At 40.1% G+C, this 21751-nt stretch carries 14 protein-coding genes; 4 read left to right on the forward strand and 10 right to left on the reverse strand.

Annotated features, from left to right (window positions below; genetic code table 11):
* Positions 1-56: 56 nt before the first annotated feature.
* From OOZ15_RS12840 to ilvD, 6 genes are all read right to left on the reverse strand, one after another.
* A complete protein-coding gene (locus tag OOZ15_RS12840; RefSeq protein WP_265956823.1) occupies positions 57-1658 on the reverse strand; it encodes an NADP-dependent glyceraldehyde-3-phosphate dehydrogenase in 1602 nt (533 codons plus the stop codon).
* Positions 1659-1811: 153 nt separating this feature from the next.
* Positions 1812-3074, reverse strand: a complete 1263-nt coding sequence (gene ilvA, locus OOZ15_RS12845; RefSeq protein WP_265956824.1) for a threonine ammonia-lyase IlvA — start codon at positions 3072-3074, stop codon at positions 1812-1814.
* An 82-nt stretch (positions 3075-3156) separates the two neighbouring features.
* Entirely contained in the window at positions 3157-4626 is a 1470-nt protein-coding gene (gene ilvC / locus OOZ15_RS12850) for a ketol-acid reductoisomerase (protein WP_265956825.1), read from the reverse strand.
* Positions 4627-4667: 41 nt separating this feature from the next.
* Complete coding sequence (gene ilvN, locus OOZ15_RS12855; protein WP_265956826.1) at positions 4668-5198, reverse strand: acetolactate synthase small subunit; 531 nt, start codon at positions 5196-5198, stop codon at positions 4668-4670.
* A 62-nt stretch (positions 5199-5260) separates the two neighbouring features.
* A complete protein-coding gene (ilvB, locus tag OOZ15_RS12860) occupies positions 5261-6994 on the reverse strand; it encodes a biosynthetic-type acetolactate synthase large subunit (protein WP_265956827.1) in 1734 nt (577 codons plus the stop codon).
* A 56-nt stretch (positions 6995-7050) separates the two neighbouring features.
* Positions 7051-8727: a dihydroxy-acid dehydratase gene (gene ilvD / locus OOZ15_RS12865; RefSeq protein ID WP_265956828.1), complete on the reverse strand. Its 1677-nt coding sequence runs from the start codon at positions 8725-8727 to the stop codon at positions 7051-7053.
* A gap of 666 nt (positions 8728-9393) precedes the next feature.
* Between ilvD and OOZ15_RS12870 the strand changes: the two genes are divergently transcribed.
* The 4 genes from OOZ15_RS12870 (at position 9394) to OOZ15_RS12885 (ending at position 16847) form a co-directional block, all read left to right on the forward strand.
* On the forward strand, positions 9394-10773 hold the full coding sequence (locus OOZ15_RS12870; protein WP_265956829.1) for an aldehyde dehydrogenase: 1380 nt from the start codon (positions 9394-9396) through the stop codon (positions 10771-10773).
* 302 nt (positions 10774-11075) lie between these two features.
* Positions 11076-12500, forward strand: a complete 1425-nt coding sequence (locus OOZ15_RS12875) for an efflux transporter outer membrane subunit (RefSeq protein WP_265956830.1) — start codon at positions 11076-11078, stop codon at positions 12498-12500.
* A 10-nt stretch (positions 12501-12510) separates the two neighbouring features.
* Positions 12511-13716: an efflux RND transporter periplasmic adaptor subunit gene (locus tag OOZ15_RS12880; RefSeq protein ID WP_265956831.1), complete on the forward strand. Its 1206-nt coding sequence runs from the start codon at positions 12511-12513 to the stop codon at positions 13714-13716.
* Positions 13716-16847, forward strand: a complete 3132-nt coding sequence (locus tag OOZ15_RS12885) for an efflux RND transporter permease subunit (RefSeq protein ID WP_265956832.1) — start codon at positions 13716-13718, stop codon at positions 16845-16847. The genes OOZ15_RS12880 and OOZ15_RS12885 overlap by 1 nt, the downstream gene beginning before the upstream one ends.
* 160 nt (positions 16848-17007) lie before the next feature.
* Here the strand turns inward: OOZ15_RS12885 and OOZ15_RS12890 are convergent, their stop codons facing one another.
* The 4 genes from OOZ15_RS12890 to OOZ15_RS12905 form a co-directional block, all read right to left on the reverse strand.
* Positions 17008-17853 (reverse strand): DUF2911 domain-containing protein, encoded by an 846-nt coding sequence (locus OOZ15_RS12890; RefSeq protein WP_265956833.1) that lies wholly within the window; start codon positions 17851-17853, stop codon positions 17008-17010.
* Between the two features lie 191 nt (positions 17854-18044).
* Positions 18045-18386, reverse strand: a complete 342-nt coding sequence (locus OOZ15_RS12895; protein ID WP_265956834.1) for a TfoX/Sxy family protein — start codon at positions 18384-18386, stop codon at positions 18045-18047.
* A gap of 194 nt (positions 18387-18580) precedes the next feature.
* Positions 18581-20416 carry a 30S ribosomal protein S1 gene (rpsA, locus tag OOZ15_RS12900; RefSeq protein ID WP_265956835.1) on the reverse strand — a complete coding sequence of 612 codons (1836 nt, stop codon included), beginning with the start codon at positions 20414-20416 and terminating at the stop codon, positions 18581-18583.
* A gap of 268 nt (positions 20417-20684) precedes the next feature.
* Positions 20685-21683, reverse strand: a complete 999-nt coding sequence (locus OOZ15_RS12905) for an aldo/keto reductase (protein WP_265956836.1) — start codon at positions 21681-21683, stop codon at positions 20685-20687.
* Between the last annotated feature and the right edge of the window lie 68 nt (positions 21684-21751).

Genomic DNA, 21751 nt, shown 5'->3' on the forward strand with positions numbered 1-21751 from the left:
TTCGACAGGCTCTGCATGACATCTAAATTTTCAGCTTTTTAAACAGCCTCCCTAAGTTAAAGTATGTAATCCGTACTTACGAAGTTGGAAGCTTTACTGCCTAATAGATCATTCAAGATTCTATTGTTGTATTCGTTGTCTTTTGACGCTACAAAGGTTCTGATAGAGAACGAACGCAAAGCATCGTGAACACTTAGTGTAGCCACTGCGGAATCTTTTCTTCCGGTAAATGGATATACATCCGGACCACGTTGACACGAACTGTTTAGGTTTACCCTACATACCAGGTTTACCAAGGTATCGATAAGTGGTGCCAGCTGACGGATATCAGCACCGAACAAACTTACTTGTTGTCCGTAATTGGAGTCAGCTATATCGTTGAGGGGTTCGTCTATATTACTAAAAGGCACCACAGGAATCACCGGACCAAACTGCTCTTCCTGGAAAACCCTCATTTCTTTTTTCACCGGATATAACACAGCGGGAAAAATATAATTCTCAGTAGTTTCCCCTCCTTTTTTATTGATCACAGAAGCACCATTGGCTTTTGCATCGTCTATCAATTCTTGAATATATGCCGGTTTTCCCGGTTCGGGAAGCGGTGTGAGTTCTGCTCCCTCATCCCATGGATTTCCATATTTCAATCCGTCCACACGCTTTGCAAAACGCTTATTGAACTCCTCTACTATATCTTCGTGCACATACACCAGTTTTAATGCCGTACATCGTTGTCCATTAAACGACAAGGTTCCTGCAATACATTCATTAATAGCCAGATCGAGATCGGCATCGGGCAATACAATAGCCGGGTTTTTGGCTTCCAATCCCAAAACTAGACGCAATCTGTTTTTGTATGGGTGTTGATCTTGAAGAGCTACAGCCGATTTACTGTTCCCGATCAGTGCCAACACATCTACCCGTCCTGACTTCATTATAGGTGCTGCTACTTCCCTACCGCGACCAAACACTATATTGACCACTCCTTTGGGGAAACTGCTCCTAAAAGCTTCTAAAAGCGGTGTAATGAGCAACACTCCGTGTTTTGCCGGTTTGAAAATGGCTGTATTTCCCATGATCAATGCCGGAATCAACAAAGCAAAAGTTTCGTTAAGCGGATAATTATAAGGTCCAAGGCACAAAACAATACCTAGTGGTCCCCTGCGGATATGTGCATAGATTCCATCCCTCTTTTTAAAATTAGCCGAATCACGATCCAGTTGTTTGTAATCTTCAATGGTATCATAGATATATTCAACCGTACGGTCGAATTCCTTTTCAGAATCCGGGAGGTTTTTACCGATCTCCCACATCAAGAGCTTCACTACCTCGTCACGCTTGGTTTCCATTTGCTTTACAAACTTTTCCATACAGGCTACCCTATCGACTACTTTCATGGTAGGCCAAAGCCCTTTTCCTTTGTCAAATGCATTGGCTGCAGCCTCCAAGGCTTCATTAGCTTCAGGTTCAGACATATAAGGAATACTTCCCAAAAGTGTCGGTTTATAATCTTCTGTAGATGAAATTGTAGAATAGACTTCTGTCGTTTTTCCTGTCCACGGTTTTAATTGACCATTGACAAGGTATGATTTTTGGTGAATCAGTTCTTTTATCTGAAATTTCTCCGGAATCTGGTTGTGTGTTTTTGTTTTCGTAGTCATAATTTTTTTTGATTGATATAAAGTTCGGTATTACTTTATTAAAATTCAAATCGATAATGTCATCCTGCCCCGAGGCTTCGGGGTAGAAGACTTATCGTTCTCTGATGAAATACCCTTCGACAGGCTCAGGGTAACATCAAAGATTATACTTTATCAAACCAGATATTGAAACAGATCCGGTTTGTTGTTCAAATAATCCCCATAAAAGTTACGGGCTTTCATACGCGCTATTAAAGGTTCCAGATCGGCTTCATCTTTTAATTCGATACCAACCACGGCCGGAGCATATACCTTAGCGTTCTTTTTGGTATATTGGAAATGAGTAATATCGTCATTCGGACCCAAAATTTCGGCTACAAAATCTTTTAAAGCTCCTGCCCGCTGTGGAAAACGTACAATAAAATAGTGCTTTAGATTTGCGTACAAGAGTGCACGTTCTTTAATCTCGGGAGTTCGTAAAATATCATTATTGCTCCCACTCACCACACAGACCACGTTTTTGCCTTTAATTTCGTCTTTAAACAAGCTTAAGGCAGCTAATGTCAATGCTCCCGCCGGTTCAACGACTACAGCATCTTTATTGTAAAGATCAAGGATCTCCTGACATACTTTCCCTTCCGGGATCGTGATCATTTCCTTCAGCAATTGCTGGCAAATGGCAAAGGTTTTATCCCCCACACGTTGTACGGCAGCTCCATCAACAAATTTATCGATCTTGTCCAGTTTGATGTTCTCGTTGTTGTCCAACGAAGTTTTCATTGAAGGCGCCCCTTCTGGTTCTACCCCAATGATCTTGGTTTGAGGCGAAAGTACATGAAACACACTCGCCAGTCCTGATGCGAGTCCGCCACCACCAACTGCAACAAAAACATAATCGATTGCCTTTTTGGTCTGCTCCAGGATCTCAAGTCCGACCGTTGCCTGCCCTTCAATCACTTTTTCATCGTCAAAAGGGTGTACAAAGGTTTTTCCTTGCCTTTCACATTCGGCCATGGCTGCTTTGTTGGCATCGTCGAACGTATCACCTTCCAAAACAATATCGATATAATCTTCACCAAACATCTTTACCTGTTCAATTTTCTGTTTTGGCGTTGGTGAAGGCATATAAATAGTCCCTTTAATCTTCAGTTCCTTACATGAATAGGCCACCCCTTGTGAGTGATTTCCTGCGGAAGCGCATACAATTCCCTTTTCCCGTTCTTCTTCGGATAAAGAACTGATTTTGTTATAAGCACCTCGGATCTTGTACGAGCGCACCACTTGAAGGTCTTCCCGCTTTAAGAGCACATTCGCTTCAAAGGTTTTTGAATAGCGTAAGCTTTTGGTTAAAGGCGTAACTGCCGCCACTCCATTGAGAGTAGCAGCAGCCTTCCTTACATTTTCAATTTTTGGTATGTAAACTGTTTCTGTTTCCATATAGCTATTTAGTTTTAGAAGAATACAAGGCTTCGACAAGCTCAGCCTGACAGCTTAGGGAAATAAATCCGCCTTCTAAAATTTATACAATCTTTTTCATCGCTGTCATGGAAGAACGTAACCACGCTCCTACTTCTTCCACAGGATGATTTCTTATTTCAGCATTGACCGCGATCAATTCTTTATTGTCAACAGAATTGTTTGCAGCAAATGGCTTTCCGATGACATTGGTGTCGATTGTCTTCATAAAGTTTGCCAATAGTGGCTTACAAGCATGATCAAACAAATAACAACCGTATTCAGCTGTATCTGAAATAACACGGTTCATTTCAAACAATTTCTTTCTCGCGATGGTATTAGCGATCAACGGAGTTTCGTGAAGCGATTCATAATAAGTCGATTCTTCAATAATTCCGGCTTCTGTCATTGTTTCAAAAGCCAATTCCACTCCTGATTTTACAAAAGCGACCATCAACACTCCGTTATCGAAATATTCCTGTTCAGAGATGTTATCATCACCAGCTGGAGTTTTCTCAAAGGCTGTTTCCCCTGTTTCTGCTCTCCATGTATGCAAGTTTTTATCTCCATTTGCCCAGTCTTCCATCATGGTTTTAGAGAAATGTCCACTCATGATATCGTCCATATGTTTTTGGAAAAGCGGACGCATAATTTTTTTCAATTCATCTGAAAGTCTGTACGCTTCTATTTTGGCCGGATTGGACAAACGATCCATCATATTAGTGATTCCACCATGCTTTAGGGCTTCTGTAATGGTTTCCCATCCGTATTGAATCAACTTTGAAGCATAGCCCGGATCGACTCCTTTTTCAACCATTTTATCAAAACTCAAGATCGATCCCGTTTGCAATAATCCACATAGAATGGTTTGCTCACCCATCAAATCTGATTTTACTTCGGCTACAAAAGAAGAACGCAATACCCCAGCTCTGTGTCCACCGGTAGCAGCTGCATAAGCTTTTGCCTGCTCCAATCCTTTGCTTTCAGGGTCGTTTTCCGGGTGAACGGCTATAAGTGTTGGTACTCCAAAGCCTCTTTTGTATTCTTCACGTACTTCAGAACCGGGACACTTTGGTGCCACCATGATCACGGTAATGTCTTCACGGATTTTCATCCCCTCTTCCACGATATTGAAACCGTGTGAATATGACAATGTCGATCCTTTTTTCATCAAAGGCATGATCGTACTCACAACATTGCTGTGCTGTTTGTCCGGCGTCAGGTTACAAACCAGATCGGCCGTTGGGATCAATTCATCGTATGTCCCTACTGTAAATCCGTTTTCGGTAGCGTTTACATACGATTGTCTCTTTTCTTTAATGGCTCCTTTACGCAAGGCATAAGAAATATCCAATCCGGAGTCTCTCATATTCAATCCCTGATTGAGTCCTTGTGCCCCACATCCTACAATTACTACTTTTTTTCCTTTTAGTTTTTCTACACCATCACTAAATTCTGAGATGTCCATAAATTCACATACTCCTAATTGTTCTAATTGCTGTCTGAGTGAAAGTGTATTAAAATAATTTGCCATTTTCTGATCTATTATAATTTTAGTTGTTGTAATTATTCTTTTTAGTAAAGTTGAAATTCTTTTAAAATATTGGAGATTTGCATCTCTGATTTTGATACGGAAATCCTTCCCGATCTTACGAACTGCATAATTCCATAAGGTTTTAGCTGTTCATACATCTCTTCGATCTCTTCACGCCTTCCCGATTTTGAGATGACAAAGAATTCCGGAGAAACCGTTACAATCTCTGAGTGATTGTCTTTTATGATATTCTGAATCTGACGTTCATCAAACAATAGTCTTGAAGCTATTTTGAATAAACCCGTTTCCAAAAATATGGTTTCTTCGTCGGTGTGATAATAAGCTTTGATCACTTCGATCTGCTTTTCAATTTGTCCAACGATCTTACGAGCCCAATCTTCAGTAGAATAGATAACGATCGTAAATTTTGAAACATTATCAATCTCAGATTTTGAAACATTCAGACTCTCAATATTAATATGTCTCTTCAAAAATATTCCGGATATCCTGTTCAATAATCCTACGTTATTTTCAGAATAAACCGATATGGTGAATGTTTTATTGCCTTCCATTTTCTTATTCTTATAGTTGTTTGGTCTTGGGCTATTACCCTAACCTTCAAACTTTTATTTTTTTAACTCAAACGAACATCTGAAACCGAAGCTCCTGACGGAATCATCGGGAATACATTGTCTTCTTTCTCTACACATACCTCTAAGAAATATGCATTTGGAGAAGCAATCATTTCCTGAACAGCCTTAGCCAGATCTTCCCGTTTGGTTACTTTTTTAGCTTCAATATGATAACCTTGTGCTATGGTTATAAAATCCGGATTGGTCATTTCGGTTGAGGCATAACGCTTGTCAAAAAACAATTGCTGCCACTGACGCACCATTCCGAGAAAATCATTGTTAAGCACCACAATTTTTACAGGTACTTTGGTTTGGAATATCGTTCCCAATTCCTGAATGGTCATTTGATAGCCGCCGTCACCGATAACCGCTACAACTTCACGTTCGGGAGCTCCCATTTTGGCTCCGATAGCTGCCGGAAGTGCGAACCCCATGGTTCCCAATCCTCCGGAGGTAATGTTACTTTTTGTGGTATTAAATTTTGCATAGCGACAAGCGATCATTTGATGCTGTCCCACATCCGAAACGATTACGGCTTCCTGCTTGGAAGCATTATTGATTTCTTCAATAACCTCACCCATCGTCAAACCTTCTTTTTCCGGATAGATATCGTGTTTTATCACCTTCTCAAATTCGATCTTGTGTTTTTCCTTATACTCATTGTGCCATGCCTCATGTTTGTTCTCTTTAATAAGCGGTAGCAATTGTTGCAGGCTTTCTTTTACATCACCCAATACCGGAACATCAGCATGTACGTTTTTATTGATCTCTGCCGGATCGATTTCAAAATGCAAGACTTTTGCCTGTTTTGCATAAGTATTCAAATCGCCCGTAACACGGTCGTCAAAGCGCATCCCAAGAGCAATCAAAACATCACATTCGTTAGTCAGCATATTGGGTGCATAGTTCCCATGCATCCCTACCATTCCCACATTAAGCGGATGTGATGATGGCAATGCGGAAGCTCCAAGGATGGTCCATGCAGCCGGGACACCCGACTTCTCAATCAAGGTTTTTAGTTCCTCTTCTGCTTTTCCTAAAATAATTCCTTGTCCCCAAACGATCATAGGTTTTTTAGCGCTATTGATCAATGCCGCAGCTTCTTCAATTTTTGAAGTGTTTACAACTGGTTTTGCAGTATAACTTCTGATCGCAGTACATTTCTGATAATCAAAATCAAACTCTTCAAACTGAGCATTTTTGGTAATATCGATAAGTACAGGACCCGGACGACCAGATCTTGCTATATAAAATGCCTTTGCCATGATTTCGGGAATTTCAGATGCTTTTGTGATCTGATAGTTCCATTTGGTCACCGGAGTGGAAATTCCAATAATATCGGTCTCCTGAAAAGCATCAGAACCCAATAAATGGCGAGCCACCTGTCCAGTGATACAAACAATAGGGGTTGAATCTATTTGAGCATCGGCGATACCGGTAATCAAATTGGTAGCTCCGGGACCTGATGTTGCCATAGCAACACCTACTTTTCCTGAAACCCTGGCATAGCCTTGTGCGGCATGTGTAGCGCCTTGTTCATGACGTGTCAAGACATGGTGTAATTTATCCCTGAATTTATATAGTTCATCATAAATAGGCATAATTGCCCCTCCAGGATAACCGTAAACGGTTTCAATTCCCTCTGCCAAAAGGCAATGGATCACAGCTTCTGCTCCGGAAATCCTTATTGTGGTTCCGTTTATGCTTTCCCCTTTTTTTAGTGTTTTTACTTCCATAAGTAACAATCTTTTAGTTACGGACTGCGCCGCAATTATCAAATTGAGGCTATTGTTTAAAATTCATCGGTTACGCAGCCCTGAGAAGCAGATGAAACCGTTTTTGCATATTTATACAATACTCCTTTTTTAAATTTTAATTCAGGCGCCTTCCATGCCGCCTTACGTTTTGCTAATTCCTCCTCAGTCAATTCAACATTGATGCTGTTCTCTACTGCATCGATCGTTATAATATCTCCATCTTGCACCAAGGCTATGTTTCCTCCTGTTTGTGCTTCGGGCGATACGTGTCCCACCACAAACCCGTGAGATCCTCCAGAGAAACGTCCGTCGGTAATCAAAGCCACATCTTTCCCAAGCCCGGCACCCATAATGGCTGCAGTAGGCTTCAACATTTCCGGCATTCCGGGACCTCCCTTCGGACCTTCATAGCGGATGACGACGACGTCTCCTTTTTCTACCTCACCATTTTTAATACCGTCGTTGGCATCATATTCCCCTTCAAAAACCTTAGCCTTTCCTTTAAAATAAAGTCCCTCTTTTCCTGTGATCTTAGCCACAGCTCCCTCTTCAGCAAGGTTTCCATACAAAATGCGGAGGTGTCCGCTTTCTTTGATCGGATCTTCAACTGTTTTTATGATCTCCTGACCTTCGGTCAAGTCGTCAACATCCAATAGGTTTTCTGCCAGTGTCTTTCCGGTGACTGTCAAACAATCGCCGTGTAGCATTCCTTTCTTCAGCATATATTTCAATACTGCGGGAACACCTCCAACCTTATGCAGGTCTTCCATCACATATTTTCCACTGGGTTTTAAATCTGATATAAACGGCGTGGTATCACTAATTCTCTGAAAATCTTCCAAAGTAAATTCCACATTTGCTGCTTTGGCAATTGCCAAAAAGTGAAGTACTGCATTGGTAGAACCTCCCAAGACCGTTACCAAACGAATGGCATTCTCCAACGATTTTCTGGTTACTATATCTGATGGTTTTATATCCTTTTCCAATAAATTGCGAACGGCCTCACCCGCTGCTTCGCTCTCTATATTTTTCTCTTTGCTCACAGCCGGGGTTGATGAATTGTATGGCAATGCCATCCCAAGTGCCTCAATGGCCGATGCCATAGTGTTTGCCGTATACATCCCTCCACAGGCTCCTGCCCCGGGACAAGCATGGTGCACCACTCCTTTGAATTCTTCTTGGGTAATGGTTCCCGCCACTTTTTGCCCCCAAGCTTCAAAAGCAGAAACAACATCCAGTTTTTTTCCTTTGTGACATCCTGCAGCAATAGTTCCTCCATAAACCAATACTGATGGTCTGTCTAAACGAAGCATTGCCATCAATGCTCCGGGCATATTTTTATCACAACCAACCACAGTAACCAATCCGTCGTATCTCATCGCCTGTACTACCGTTTCTACCGAATCGGCAATAATATCCCTGGAGGGTAATGAAAAACGCATTCCTGGAGTTCCCATGGAAATTCCGTCACTCACCCCGATCGAATTAAAAATGAGTCCTACCATATCAGCATTCTGAACCCCTTTTTTCACATCTTTAGACAGGTCGTTCAGGTGCATATTACACGGGTTTCCTTCATATCCGGTGCTGGCTATACCCACAAACGGCTTTTGAAGATCCTCATCGGTTAATCCCAAAGCGTGCAACATGGCTTGAGCCGCCGGTTGCGTCGGGTCTTGTGTTACTTGCTTGCTATACTTGTTTAAATTCACTTTAAATGTTAAATTTTTCGACAATTATTAATTATATTCAAATTTATATTAATGTATTTTCAAGGTTTACTTCTTTTTATTTCTAATTTTAAATCCAACGTTCGATATAAATAGTTATCTTTTTGATAATCAGGCAAATAACTTTATTTTTTTAGGACATTCAACCTTTATTTTTTATACAATTTAATCCCCGATTGTTATTTATTTACCCCCAAATAAACAGCTCAAACATTCAAATCAACTGCCTCGGGACAAGCCTGTATACCGACAAAAGCAGGCCCACATGGTATTCAAATAAATTTTACTTTGGCTCATTTCGATGTAAAACATCGGAAAATTAAACCCTCTTAGTCGGCAACAAAAAAGCCTGTATCTCGATTGACACAGGCTTTTGTATAAAACATAGTCTCCCGTATCAACTCAGCACGAGTTAATAATGACGATAATGGCTATGATAATGTTCTTGATATTCATTCTGTTATATACTAAAAAAGCCTCCCGAATCCGGAAGGCTTTGTCTAATTATTTAAATAATACACATTCCTTCCTCTCACAGTGAAATAATCACCACGACAATGACAGAAATGATATTAATGATTTGCTTATGCATCACTGCAATATTAGATATAATTTCTATATTGAAAAAACTTTTTTAGTTTAAATTTTATGTCAGTAACCGCCCAAACTATTATTTCAGCACAGAAAAAATACTTTTCTGATGGCAAAACAGTCGATCTGAAGTATCGAAAATCCTTTTTGAAAAAATTGAAGGGAGAGGTCATTTCCAAAGAAAAAGCTATCTGCAAAGCCCTATATGACGATTTTGGAAAATCTGAATTTGAATCTTTACTGACCGAAACACAGATCATTATTGCCGAACTGAACGACGCTATAAAAAACCTTAAAAAATGGGCAAAACCCAAAAGAGTACGTCCGTCACTGGTTAATTTTCCTTCCTCAGCAAAAATCATTAAAGAGCCCTATGGTACGGTACTCATTATTGCTCCGTGGAATTACCCATTTCAACTTGCCCTTTCACCGCTTATTGGTGCGATTGCCGCCGGAAATACTGCTGTAATAAAACCTTCGGAATTGGTGCCGAACACCTCAAAAATAACAGCAGACATCATTAAAAATGTCTTTTCTGAAGAACATGTTGCCGTTGTTGAAGGCGGAAAGGAAACGGCGCAAGCTTTACTGAATGAAAAGTGGGATTATATCTTTTTTACCGGAAGTCCGAAAATCGGTAGGATCGTCTATCAAGCTGCTGCAAAGCACCTCACCCCTGTAACACTCGAACTGGGTGGTAAAAATCCGTGTATAGTTGACGAAACAGCCAATATTCGCCTTGCAGCCAAGCGTATTGTTTGGGGAAAATTTTTAAATGGCGGACAAACTTGTATTGCTCCCGATTACCTCCTTGTTCATCAAAATATACGATGTGAACTCATCAATGCTTTAAAGGAAGAAATTTTATTGGCCTATTCAGAAAATCCCCAAACATCTCCTGATTACCCACGAATTATCAATAACGGACATTTTGAAAGGCTTTTAGTGTTATTGGAAAACCAAAATGTAGTATTTGGAGGAAAAACTGATAAAAAAGAGCGTTACATAGCCCCTACCCTAATCAGCGAGCCTAAAATGGACAGTCCGATGATGCAAGAAGAGATTTTCGGTCCGATTTTACCCATCCTTAGCTATATAGACGAACAACAAATAAAAGACACTATCACAACCTATGAAAAACCGCTATCGCTTTATGTGTTCTCTAAAAAATCCGGTTTTTATAAAAAGATCATTCGTCAATACGCTTTTGGCGGTGGAACCATTAACGATACTGTAGTTCATTTTGCCAACAAGCGCCTTCCCTTTGGTGGTGTAGGCCATAGCGGAATAGGTGCCTATCACGGAAAAAAGAGTTTTGATACTTTCTCTCATCAAAAATCAGTTGTGAAGCGAGGGAATTGGCTTGATATTCCGTTGCGGTATGCTCCTTATGGAAAGAAAATAAAATGGGCAAAAAAGCTTGGGAAATTCATGTAAATCATATCCTTTTTGCGAAAATAAACCACTTTGAGCTTCAAATCCATAGGTTACAGACCGAAAGTTTGTTTTTGCCACGGATACACTAATAATTTTTAAATAGCCATTAGTGTATCCGTAGCTAAAGTTTATGAAAATCAATTCCTGTAATTATTGGGAGAAAAAGCTCCAAAATTTTGGAGGCTGGGTTTGAACTTATAATATAATAATAAATCACCTGTCAGGGTTATTAACTTTTTTTATTTTGAAAACCTTTTTTTAAATGGTAAATTGTAGTTCGTTGATAATCAGAATATCAAAAATTGAAACATCTACATATTAGGTTTGAGGCGCTTGTCAACCGGTATCCACGACATATGTGGATGCCCTTACTTTTTTGTGCCATTTTGTTATTTACATGTTGCGCCCCGAAATTAGATACGGTTGAAGCTCCTATAAACGACCCTCAAGAATTTTCATATACGGGAACGGAAGTAATTCCTGAAAAATGGTGGACTGTTTTTAATGACGACCAACTAAACACCCTTATAGATTCAGCCCTTAATCGAAATCTTAATCTTGCTGCAACTTGGGAGCAGGTTATGGAAGCTCACGCCATTAGACGAAGCGAAGCCTCATTTCTTTGGCCACAACTTGATGCAAATTTGCAAACAGGAATTAGCAGACCAAAACCAGATTTTGCCGGTGGGGAAAATACCCAGTTAGGTCTTTCTGCTTCCTACGAACTAGACCTCTGGGGGCGGTTACGATCCAGCAAACAGGCTGCCAATTTTCGTTTGGAGGCCTCTTATTTTGATTATCAAACTGCTGCAATGACCCTTTCTGCTGAAATTGCCACAACTTGGTTTCAATACTTAACGGCCATGCAGCAATTACAACTTGCAAAAAAACAGATTGAAACCAATGAGGATATCATGAAATTGATTCGTGTTCGTTTTAGTGGAGGAACAATACGTGGTACAGATATCTTGCGACAGCAACAGCTTTTAGAAGCTACTCACAATCAAAGAATAGTTTACGAAACCAATGTTGAATTATTTAAAAATCAGCTAGCTATATTGTTGGGAAAACCACCTCAAAATACGCTTCAATTAAAATCTGCCACATTACCAGAACTCCCTTCAATCCCGGAAACCGGTTTGCCGTTAGACCTTATTCGCCGGCGACCAGATGTGCAACAAGCATATAATCTAGTGCTAGCGGCAGACAGAGATATGGCTTCAGCCATTGCAAGCCGATACCCACGACTTACATTAACCGCTGCTACCCAATTGCGTTCCAACGACTTCAATAACTTATTTCAAGAATGGGCCTATACCTTGGGAGCTAACATAATAGCCCCATTAATTTACGGCGGCAGGCTTAATGCTGAAGTAGATCGTACCGAAGCTATTAAAAACCAGACCCTCTATCAATATGGACAGACAGTATTAACAGCTTTCCGGGAAGTCGAAGATGCCTTAATCCGGGAACAAAAACAAAAAGAACAAATTGCGGTGTTAGAGAAACGATTGGATTTGGCACAAAAGACAAATCGACAGTTGCGTATTGAATTTGTAAATGGTTTGAGCGAATATTTAGATGTACTGCTTGCCTTAGATCAAGAGCAACAATTGCGAAGGGATATGCTTTCAGCAAAACAAGAACTATTGAGCATAAGAATTTCGCTCTATCGTGCGCTGGCAGGAGCCTTCGAAACGAGCAGGGAAAGTGAACTAGAACAATAACCAAGAGACCATGAGTAGAAAAAAGATCATCCTTATCTGTTTAGTCATTTTATTTGCAGCCATCGTGATCATCACCATTATTTTCTTAACCGAACCAACGGCAAAAAGTGAAGGTGCAGTTAAAGAATCGGCCATGTTGGTAAACATTGTAGAAGTCGAAAAAGGCAACTTTAAACCTACCATTGTGGTAACAGGTACAGTTCGCCCCATAGAAGATGTAATGATAAGTCCGTTGGTAAATGGACAAGTAATACGCCGTGACCCAAACTTTGCTCCGGGCGGATTTTTAAAAAAAGGGGAAGCGCTGTTACAAATTGATCCTTCCGATTACCAAAATACTTTGGAACTCAGAAAAAGTGAACTGCTACAAGCTAAAACCAATGTAGAAATTGAAATGGGACGGCAATTTATTGCTGAGCAAGATTTGAAATTGATTGAAGGCGACACCCTTTCACAAAATCAACAAGATCTTGTGCTACGGAAACCACAGTTAAACGCCATTAAAGCAACCGTCATATCAGCGCAAGCTGCAGTGAATCAGGCTCAGCTAGATTTGAAACGAACTACCCTTCGCGTTCCTTTTGACGCACATATCATTAATCAAAATGTAACCGTAGGTTCACAAGTAGCTCCGGGCGATAATCTGGGGCGTTTGGTAGGTACCGATTTTTATTGGGTAGAGGTTACAGTTCCTCTTGGAAAGTTAAAATGGCTTTCTTTCCCCGATTCTAAAAAGGAACAGGGTTCAAGTGTAAGAATTAGGAATGTAACCGCTTGGCCCAAAGGAGAATATCGAACCGGTTTTTTAGACAAACAAATAGGGGCATTAAACAATCAAACACGTTTGGCAAGGGTACTTGTGCGTATCCCCGATCCATTAGCGCTTAAAGAATCGCAACAGGACAAACCAAAATTGATCATCGGTTCCTTTGTAGAGACCCGGATTCAAGGAAAAACTATTCAAGATGCTATTCGTATCGATCGTGATTATGTTCGAAACAACAATACGGTTTGGGTAATGGAAGAAGGAAAATTAGCCATAAAAGAAGTAACTATACCATTGACCGATGCTGAATATGCCTATATCAGTAATGGTATAGAAGACAATGCGAAAGTGGTGACCACCAATTTAAGCACTGTAGCTTCAGGAATACCTTTACGCACAGAAATAGATTCCTCCGAAACCAAAAAGAATCGACAAGAAATGAGTGATTAATGGCAGAAAAAAAGGAACATAAAGAAATCCGGAATGAAGGTGCCATTGCATACATGGCACGTAATTCGATTGCAGCCAACCTTTTGATGATTGTACTTATTGGCGCAGGTATTTGGACCATGTTCAATATTCAAAAAGAAGTATTTCCGCAATTTCAATTGGATTTTGTTGAGGTAAGTGTAGTTTATCCAGGTGCCGCACCCGAAGAAGTTGAGCAGGGAATTTTACTTCCTGTGGAAGAAGCCATTCGGGGCATACAGGGCATTAAGGAAATAACTTCCACCGCACAAGAGGGTTCAGGTAATGTTTCTATCGAACTTATTGCCGGTACCGATAGAATGAAAACTTTTCAGGATATCGATCAGGCGGTAAATCGTATCCGTACATTTCCAGACGATATTGAAGAACCTGAAGTTGCCCTGCAAGATCAGCAGCAGGACGTAATGCAAATAGCACTGTATGGCGATATCGATTTTTGGAATTTAAGGAAACTGGCCGAGCGTCTTCGAAACCGTTTCCTAAGCAATCCTGAAATCACGCAGGTAGAATTGGGCTTTGTTCCCGACTATGAAACCCGAGTGGAAATATCCCAGCATAATCTTCAGCAATATCAGCTCACCTTAGGACAAGTAGCCAATATCATAGCTAACAGCAGTGAAGATGTTCCTGCCGGGGCAATAGAAACACAGTCCGGGGAAATCCTTCTGCGAATGCAAGAACGCAAACAATGGGCACAAGAATTTGGCGAAATTACTATCATCTCTTCCGCATCGGGAGCACAAGTGAAATTGGCCGATATTGCTACCATTACCGATGGGTTTGAAGAAACCGGGTTTCACGGACAATTCAATCAAACGCCTTCCATCGATTTAGAAATATTCCGCGTGGGCGACCAATCGCCTTTGGATATTGAAAAAACAGTCTTGCAAATCATGGAAGATTTTCAATTGCCTCCGGGAGTCAATTATCGAATAGATTCCAACCGTGCCGAAGATTACAGGGAACGCCTCTCGCTTCTTACGGAAAACGGAATCTTAGCTATTTTTATCGTTTTACTCATCTTAGGGCTCTTTTTAGAATATCGTCTTGCTTTTTGGGTCATGGTTGGAATGACTATTTCCTTTATCGGTGGAATAATTTTCTTACCTGTGATTGGCGTTAGCATTAACATGATTTCCATGTTTGGGTTCTTGGTGGTACTGGGTATTGTTGTAGATGATGCCATTGTAGTAGGAGAAAATGTTTATGAATATCGCCAACAAGGTTTAAGTCCTATAAAAGCTGCTATCGAAGGAACAAAAGACATTTCAAAACCCGTTATTTTCAGCATTATAACCACAATTATAGCTTTTGTACCCTTGCTTTTTATGCCCGGTGAAACCGGAAAGTTTTGGTGGCCCTTACCGGTTGTGGTTATTGTAATTCTGGCGGTGTCCTTGTTGGAAGCATTATTTATTCTTCCCTCTCATTTAGCGCATTTAAAAAGAAAAAAGAAAAAAGGATGGTTGTTAAAACTGGAAAATTGGCAAGAAAAGTTTGCCCGTGGCTTTAATAAGATAATTGATAAACACTATCGTCCGTTTTTAGATAAATGCTTAAAATTCAGGTACATCACCTTAAGTACAGCTATTGCTATTCTCCTTGTGGTGGGAGGCTATGGTTATAGCGATCATATGGGGATGATTATGATGCCGGAAGTAGCAGCAGATGAAATTGAAGCCGGAGTGAGATTACCTGAAGGAACTACACCCGACCAAGCAGCAGTCGTAGCCGAAGAAGTTACAGCAGCAACCCAGCAAATGTTTGATGAACACAACTTATATGAAGTAGCTGAAGGAATAAAAACCAATGTTCGGGGACAAAATTTTATTGATGTGGAAATTGTAATGCTACCACCGGATAAACGCAGTACCACAGCCAGGGAAGTTATTGAGTTATGGCGCGATAATATTGGGGATATTAGCGGGGTAGATCAAATTACCTTTGAGGCAGAACGAGGCCCCGGAGGATTCCAACAAGCCATTAGTGTGGATTTAAGTCATAGCCAAATAGATGTGTTGGAACATGCCAGTGAAGCATTTGTTGAAAAGATGCAGGCATTTGAAAATACACGCGATGTGAATGATAATTTTAACAAAGGAAAACAACAATATGATTTTAAGCTTTTGCCTGCAGGAAGAAACCTGGGATTAACTTCTTCCGAAGTTGGGCGTCAGGTGCGTAATGCTTTCTTTGGTGCTTTATCCATGCGACAATTACGAACTATCAACGAAATAGAAATAAGAGTAAAACTTCCATTAGAAGAACGCAAAGACCTTCTGCATTTGGAAAACTTCCTTATCCGTACACAAGACAGCATTGAAGTTCCTTTGCTCGATATCGTTGAAGTTACGCAACAAGAAGCATTCACCAGCATAAACCGAAGAGATGGAAGACGTGTAGTAACTGTGGGAATGGATACTGAACCCGCTAATGCAGTAGGCAGGGTAATGAAGCGAATTAACGAAGAGGTATTGCCTCAACTACGTGCCGATTATCCCGGACTAACATGGTCTTTTGAAGGTAGCCAAGCCGATATGCGGGAATCTACAAACACTTTATGGAGCGGATTCATGATAGCCATGATGATTATATATGCACTATTAGCAGTAGCATTTGGAAGTTATATACAACCTCTGGTGGTTATGATGGCTATTCCTTTTGGAATTGTTGGGGCCGTAATTGGACACATTTTATTAGGATATGATCTCTCTTTGGTTAGCTTAATGGGTGTAATTGCACTTTCCGGAGTAGTGGTAAACGATTCGTTGATTATGATTGATTATGCCAATAAGAAACGAAAAAAAGGGGCTTCTATTTATGAATCTATTCACGAAGCTGGTCTCCGTAGGTTTCGACCTATCATGTTGACCACACTGACCACTTTTGGTGGATTGACCCCAATCATTTTGGAAACTTCAAGTCAAGCCTTTTATTTGATCCCCATGGCAATATCCCTGGGCTTCGGAATTGTTTTTGCCACTTCCATTATCCTAGTCATCGTGCCTTGCTTGTACCTTATTCTCGAAGATGCCCGATTGGTATTTCAAAAAGGGGAAACGGTCACACGGGATGCTACAGTTTTAGAATAAAAAAAGGGTGTCGAAAAAGACTATTTTTACACAAATTGTCAGTCTGAGCTTGTCGAAGACGATTTGATTTTTGTTACATTACACTTCGACAGGCTCAGTGTGACATAGGCTTTCAAATCTTTTTAGACACCCTCTTATGAACTCGTTTAAAAAAGAGCAATTACATAGCGCCCCATTCTTTTAAAGATTTTTTATTGAGCTCGACATAATCCTGATTTCCAGCTTTTTCTGCTGCTGCCATGGATTCTTTAGCCGTTTTAATCGCTTCTTTTTTATTGCCTCTTGCTGCCTGGATCAATGATTTTTGACGCAACATCCAAAAAGGAACTCCATTTTGCATGCTTATGGCCTTATCAATCCACTCTTGTGCTTGATCCAAGTCTTTATCCGATTGCAAATAATACACTGCCGAAGAGTAATAATCTCCTGCACTAGGACCATTCATTACCTTCTCGATACTCGCCAAGGCTTTTTCAGAAGTCGGTACCTCAAAAGGAACGCCTACATAGGTTTTTTCCCAAAAAATCCCTATAGATGCACCGTCGTTTGACAGATTGTCAATATCCATAGTAAAGGTTTCCACATCAAAAGGAAGGTTAAAAGTTTCAGCCGTAACTTTGGCCGCTACTTTACTATCGTCCCACTCCTGTGGATTTCCCCAATTGTCGGTAGCAGTATAAAAATATACTTCCCAACTTTCTTTTCCCGGTTTGGTATAGATGGCATAAGCTCCTTTTTTCAACTCCTTACCTCCTATTTTTACATCATCACTAAAAGTAATTACCGTATTTTCGTTGGCTCCGGTTCTCCATATTGCATCATAGGGAACCAAATCGCCAAAAATAGTTCTTCCACGCATAGACGGACGTGAATAATCAATTGTAACTTCCGTCAAGCCCACCTCCTGTGTCAATTTTGCTGAAGGACTGGGTTGTGGTGTTTCAACTTGTGCATTTGCTGTAAAGGATGCCAATACAACACATGCTGATAAAATTAGTTTTTTCATTTGTTCTTTTTTTAAATAGGTTAGACCTGCCTATGCCGGCAGGCAGGTGGAATTACTCTCGTTATTCCATTTTAGTTCAATAAATTAATTTATGCGCTAACGAATTTACGGAAAATAGATTAGTTAAATAACCAGAATGTTATAATGATTAGATTTTTAACACTAAGTTTTTTCTGAATATCCTTCAGCCTTTATTTCTTAGATGATTTTGCTTTGTCATTGAAACTCAAACACAATTCAACCCAAAATTCAAAATCTTTGTTATTCTTAAACCCTATCAGTTCAACATAACAATACCCTTCATACTCCCTCCCCTTCATTATCACAGGCATATAACCTCTTTTTTTGGCTATGTCTTGTGTTAATTTAGGGTCAAAACGACACATTAAGTTTTCTCCGCTTACGTTAACGCACATTTTTCCGTTTACCATAAAAGCAAGTCCGCCAAACATTTTCTTTTCCTCAACTTTGAGGTTGGGGAATTTCACAAGGTATTCTCTTATCCGGTCTGCAAGTTTTGTATCGTAAGCCATTTTTCTTTTGTACTGCTTTGGAAAGATAAATGTATTAAAAATTAATTGTAAACTACCTTTTGAATCCTCCCTGTCTCGGACGGGAGAGTTAGGTCGGGATGATTTTTCAAACCCCATGTTATGAAATCTTATGTCAACAAAAAAAGGCCGCCTCTTTCGAGACAGCCTTTTGCTTTTAAATGAACGGTGAAGAATTATTTTTTCTTCCCTTCCATTTTATCTTTCAATGCTTGTAGCTCTGCATTAGCATCTCCAAGCGTAGTTTTCTCTGCTTGGTTGCTACGTTTTGCAGCCGCTTTTACATTTTTCTCTTCTTCTTCTTTGAAGATCGCTGTGTGAGAAGCTACAACTCTTTTGAATTCTTTGTTGAACTCAATGATTTTAAAGTCTGCTGATTCTCCTTTTTTCAGTTTCTTGCCATCTTCTTTCTCTAAATGACGAGAAGGAACAAAAGCAACGATATCTTCGTTGAAATCTATAGTTGCTCCTTTGTCAACAATCTCAGCGATTTCCGCAGTGTGAACGGTACCTTCAGCAAATTCTGTTTCGTACTTGTCCCATGGGTTCTCTGTAGTTTGTTTATGACCAAGGCTTAACTTACGTCCTTCAACATCCAATTCCAATACTTCTACTTCCAGTTTGTCCCCTACGTTTACAAACTCAGATGGGTGTTTGATTTTCTTAGTCCAAGAAAGGTCAGAGATGTAAATCAATCCGTCGATTCCTTCTTCCAATTCTACAAACACACCAAAGTTGGTGAAGTTACGAACGATTCCTGTGTGTTTAGAACCTACAGGATATTTAGAAGTAATGTCTGTCCATGGATCAGGCGTCAATTGTTTGATACCAAGTGACATTTTACGCTCTTCGCGGTCTAGAGTAAGGATCACTGCTTCTACTTCGTCTCCAACTTTTACGAAATCCTGAGCGGAACGCAAGTGAGTTGACCAAGACATTTCAGAAACGTGGATCAATCCTTCAACACCGTCGGCTACTTCGATAAACGCACCGTAGTCTGCTATAACAACTACTTTACCTTTTACTTTATCACCGATCTTAACTTCTTCACCAAGGGCTTCCCAAGGATGCTTCTGTAATTGTTTAAGACCTAATTGGATTCTTGATTTGTTATCATCAAAGTCAAGGATCACAACGTTTAATTTCTGATCAAGCTCTACCACTTCGTTCGGGTGGTTGATACGTGACCAAGAAAGGTCTGTAATGTGGATTAAACCATCTACGCCACCAAGGTCGATGAACACCCCGTATGAAGTGATGTTCTTAACGGTACCTTCAAGTACCTGACCTTTTTCAAGCTGTCCGATGATTTCTTTTTTCTGTTCTTCGATATCAGCCTCGATAAGTGCTTTGTGAGATACCACAACGTTTTTGAATTCGTGATTGATCTTAACCACTTTGAATTCCATTGTTTTTCCTACGTAAGCATCATAATCACGGATAGGCTTCACATCTATTTGAGATCCCGGTAAGAACGCTTCGATACCGAATACATCTACGATCATACCTCCTTTGGTTCTGCATTTTACAAAACCATTTACGATCTCTCCTTTATCGTGGGCGTCATTTACTCGATCCCAAGCCTTAATAGTTCTGGCTTTACGGTGAGATAATACCAACTGCCCTGTTTTATCTTCGCGAACGTCGATTAAAACTTCAACTTTGTCTCCAACCTTAAGGTTTGGATTGTAACGAAACTCGTTTAAAGAGATTACACCTTCAGACTTTGCGTTGATATCAATAATCGCCTCTCTGTCTGTCAAGTGAACTACGGTTCCTTCTACAACTTCCTCGTCTGCCGTATCTACAAAATTCTCTTCAACAAGATTTTCGAATTCTTTTAATTTTGAATCTTCAACCTGCTCAATACCTTCTTCGTATCGGTGCCAGTTGAAATTCTCAAGAAACTCTTCCGGAGAAACAGTTTCTTTTACTTCTTGTTTTGCTTCAGCAGCCTTTGTTTCCTCAGCCTGCTTCGTAGCTTTTTCTTTTTTTTCTTTAGTTTCAGCCATCTGCTGATAAAAATTTGTATTCTGTGTTAAATCAAGAGGTTAGCAACAATTAACAACAGAAGATTGTTTTTAAAATAATTGATCTTCAATCCCTTTTCCCCCTTGGGGTTGCAAAAAGGAGTGCAAATTTATGATTATAATATTTGATTTACAAATAATTAGAACTTAAAAGTTGGTTTAAAGTATGTTGTTGACAAGTGTTGATTGTTTTTCGACATAAGATTTCAAGACTTAGGACGTAGGAAACAATATTGTCTAAAGCTCAATTTTACCTTTCCCCAACCCAATGTGGATAAATCATAGGTTGTTTGCTTATTTGATTCAGTTCCTCAAAATCTTTTTCAGGAAGGGACCAGTCAACGGCTTCCAGGTTATCTATCAGTTGTTTTTCATTTCGGGCACCTATTACGATATTGGAAACTGTTGCGTTTTGAAGCAACCAGTTAATAGCAACTTGCGGAATACTTTTGTTGTTTTCATTTGCAATTCGCTCCAAAACTTCAACCACATCAAAAATCAGTTCTTCATTAACAGGAGGAGCCCCCACATCACCACCGGATTTTATCCTACCATCTTCCGTAGCTTTATTCCGTTTGATTTTTCCGGTTAAGCGACCCCAACCAAGTGGACTCCACACCATAAGTCCCATGTTTTGATCCTGCAAAAGCGACATTAATTCTTGCTCATAATCCCTACCAATCAATGAATAATATCCTTGATATACAATATACTTTTCCAGATTTAATTTTTCAGAAACGGAAAGGGACTTCATTAATTGCCATGCCGCAAAATTGGAACAACCAATGTAACGCACTTTTCCGCTCGAAACCATATTATCCAAGGTTCTCAAGGTTTCCTCGATAGGAGTATCCTTGTCGAATCCGTGCATGAAATACAAATCAATATAATCGGTTTGCAATCGCTTTAAGCTGTCGTCCAAAGCTTTGGTTAAATGAAAACGGGAAGAGCCTTTATCATTCACACCACCACCCATTTGAAATGTAGCTTTAGTAGAAATAATAGTTTCCTGTCTTCTGCCTTTTAGAGCTTCTCCCAGTACAGCTTCAGAATCACCTTGTGAATAAACATTGGCTGTATCGAAGAAATTTACGTCGTGTTCTAAACAAATATCTATGAGACGGGAAGCTTCCTTGACATCTGTTTTTCCCCATTTCCCGAAAAACTCATTCGTACCGGCAAAAGTAGCAGTACCATAACTGAGCACAGGGACTTTCAATCCTGAGTTTCCTAAATTTTTAAATTTCATAATTTTCCTTTTTTAATCCCACTAAGTGGGTTTAACCTGACTGCCGTCAGGCAAGTTTCCCCGATGCT

The sequence above is a fragment of the Galbibacter kalidii genome (assembly GCF_026241135.1).
In the GTDB taxonomy this organism is placed as follows: Bacteria; Bacteroidota; Bacteroidia; order Flavobacteriales; family Flavobacteriaceae; genus Galbibacter.

Bases quoted from the DNA above. Each gene is read 5' to 3' on its own strand.
- rpsA (WP_265956835.1), bottom strand. From the start codon at position 20,416: ATGGCTGAAACTAAAGAAAAAAAAGAAAAAGCTACGAAGCAGGCTGAG.
- OOZ15_RS12870 (WP_265956829.1), top strand. From the start codon at position 9,394: ATGTCAGTAACCGCCCAAACTATTATTTCAGCACAGAAAAAATACTTT.
- ilvA (WP_265956824.1), bottom strand. From the start codon at position 3,074: ATGGAAACAGAAACAGTTTACATACCAAAAATTGAAAATGTAAGGAAG.
- OOZ15_RS12895 (WP_265956834.1), bottom strand. From the start codon at position 18,386: ATGGCTTACGATACAAAACTTGCAGACCGGATAAGAGAATACCTTGTG.
- OOZ15_RS12890 (WP_265956833.1), bottom strand. From the start codon at position 17,853: ATGAAAAAACTAATTTTATCAGCATGTGTTGTATTGGCATCCTTTACA.
- ilvN (WP_265956826.1), bottom strand. From the start codon at position 5,198: ATGGAAGGCAATAAAACATTCACCATATCGGTTTATTCTGAAAATAAC.
- OOZ15_RS12880 (WP_265956831.1), top strand. From the start codon at position 12,511: ATGAGTAGAAAAAAGATCATCCTTATCTGTTTAGTCATTTTATTTGCA.
- ilvB (WP_265956827.1), bottom strand. From the start codon at position 6,994: ATGGAAGTAAAAACACTAAAAAAAGGGGAAAGCATAAACGGAACCACA.
- ilvC (WP_265956825.1), bottom strand. From the start codon at position 4,626: ATGGCAAATTATTTTAATACACTTTCACTCAGACAGCAATTAGAACAA.
- OOZ15_RS12840 (WP_265956823.1), bottom strand. From the start codon at position 1,658: ATGACTACGAAAACAAAAACACACAACCAGATTCCGGAGAAATTTCAG.
- OOZ15_RS12905 (WP_265956836.1), bottom strand. From the start codon at position 21,683: ATGAAATTTAAAAATTTAGGAAACTCAGGATTGAAAGTCCCTGTGCTC.
- OOZ15_RS12885 (WP_265956832.1), top strand. From the start codon at position 13,716: ATGGCAGAAAAAAAGGAACATAAAGAAATCCGGAATGAAGGTGCCATT.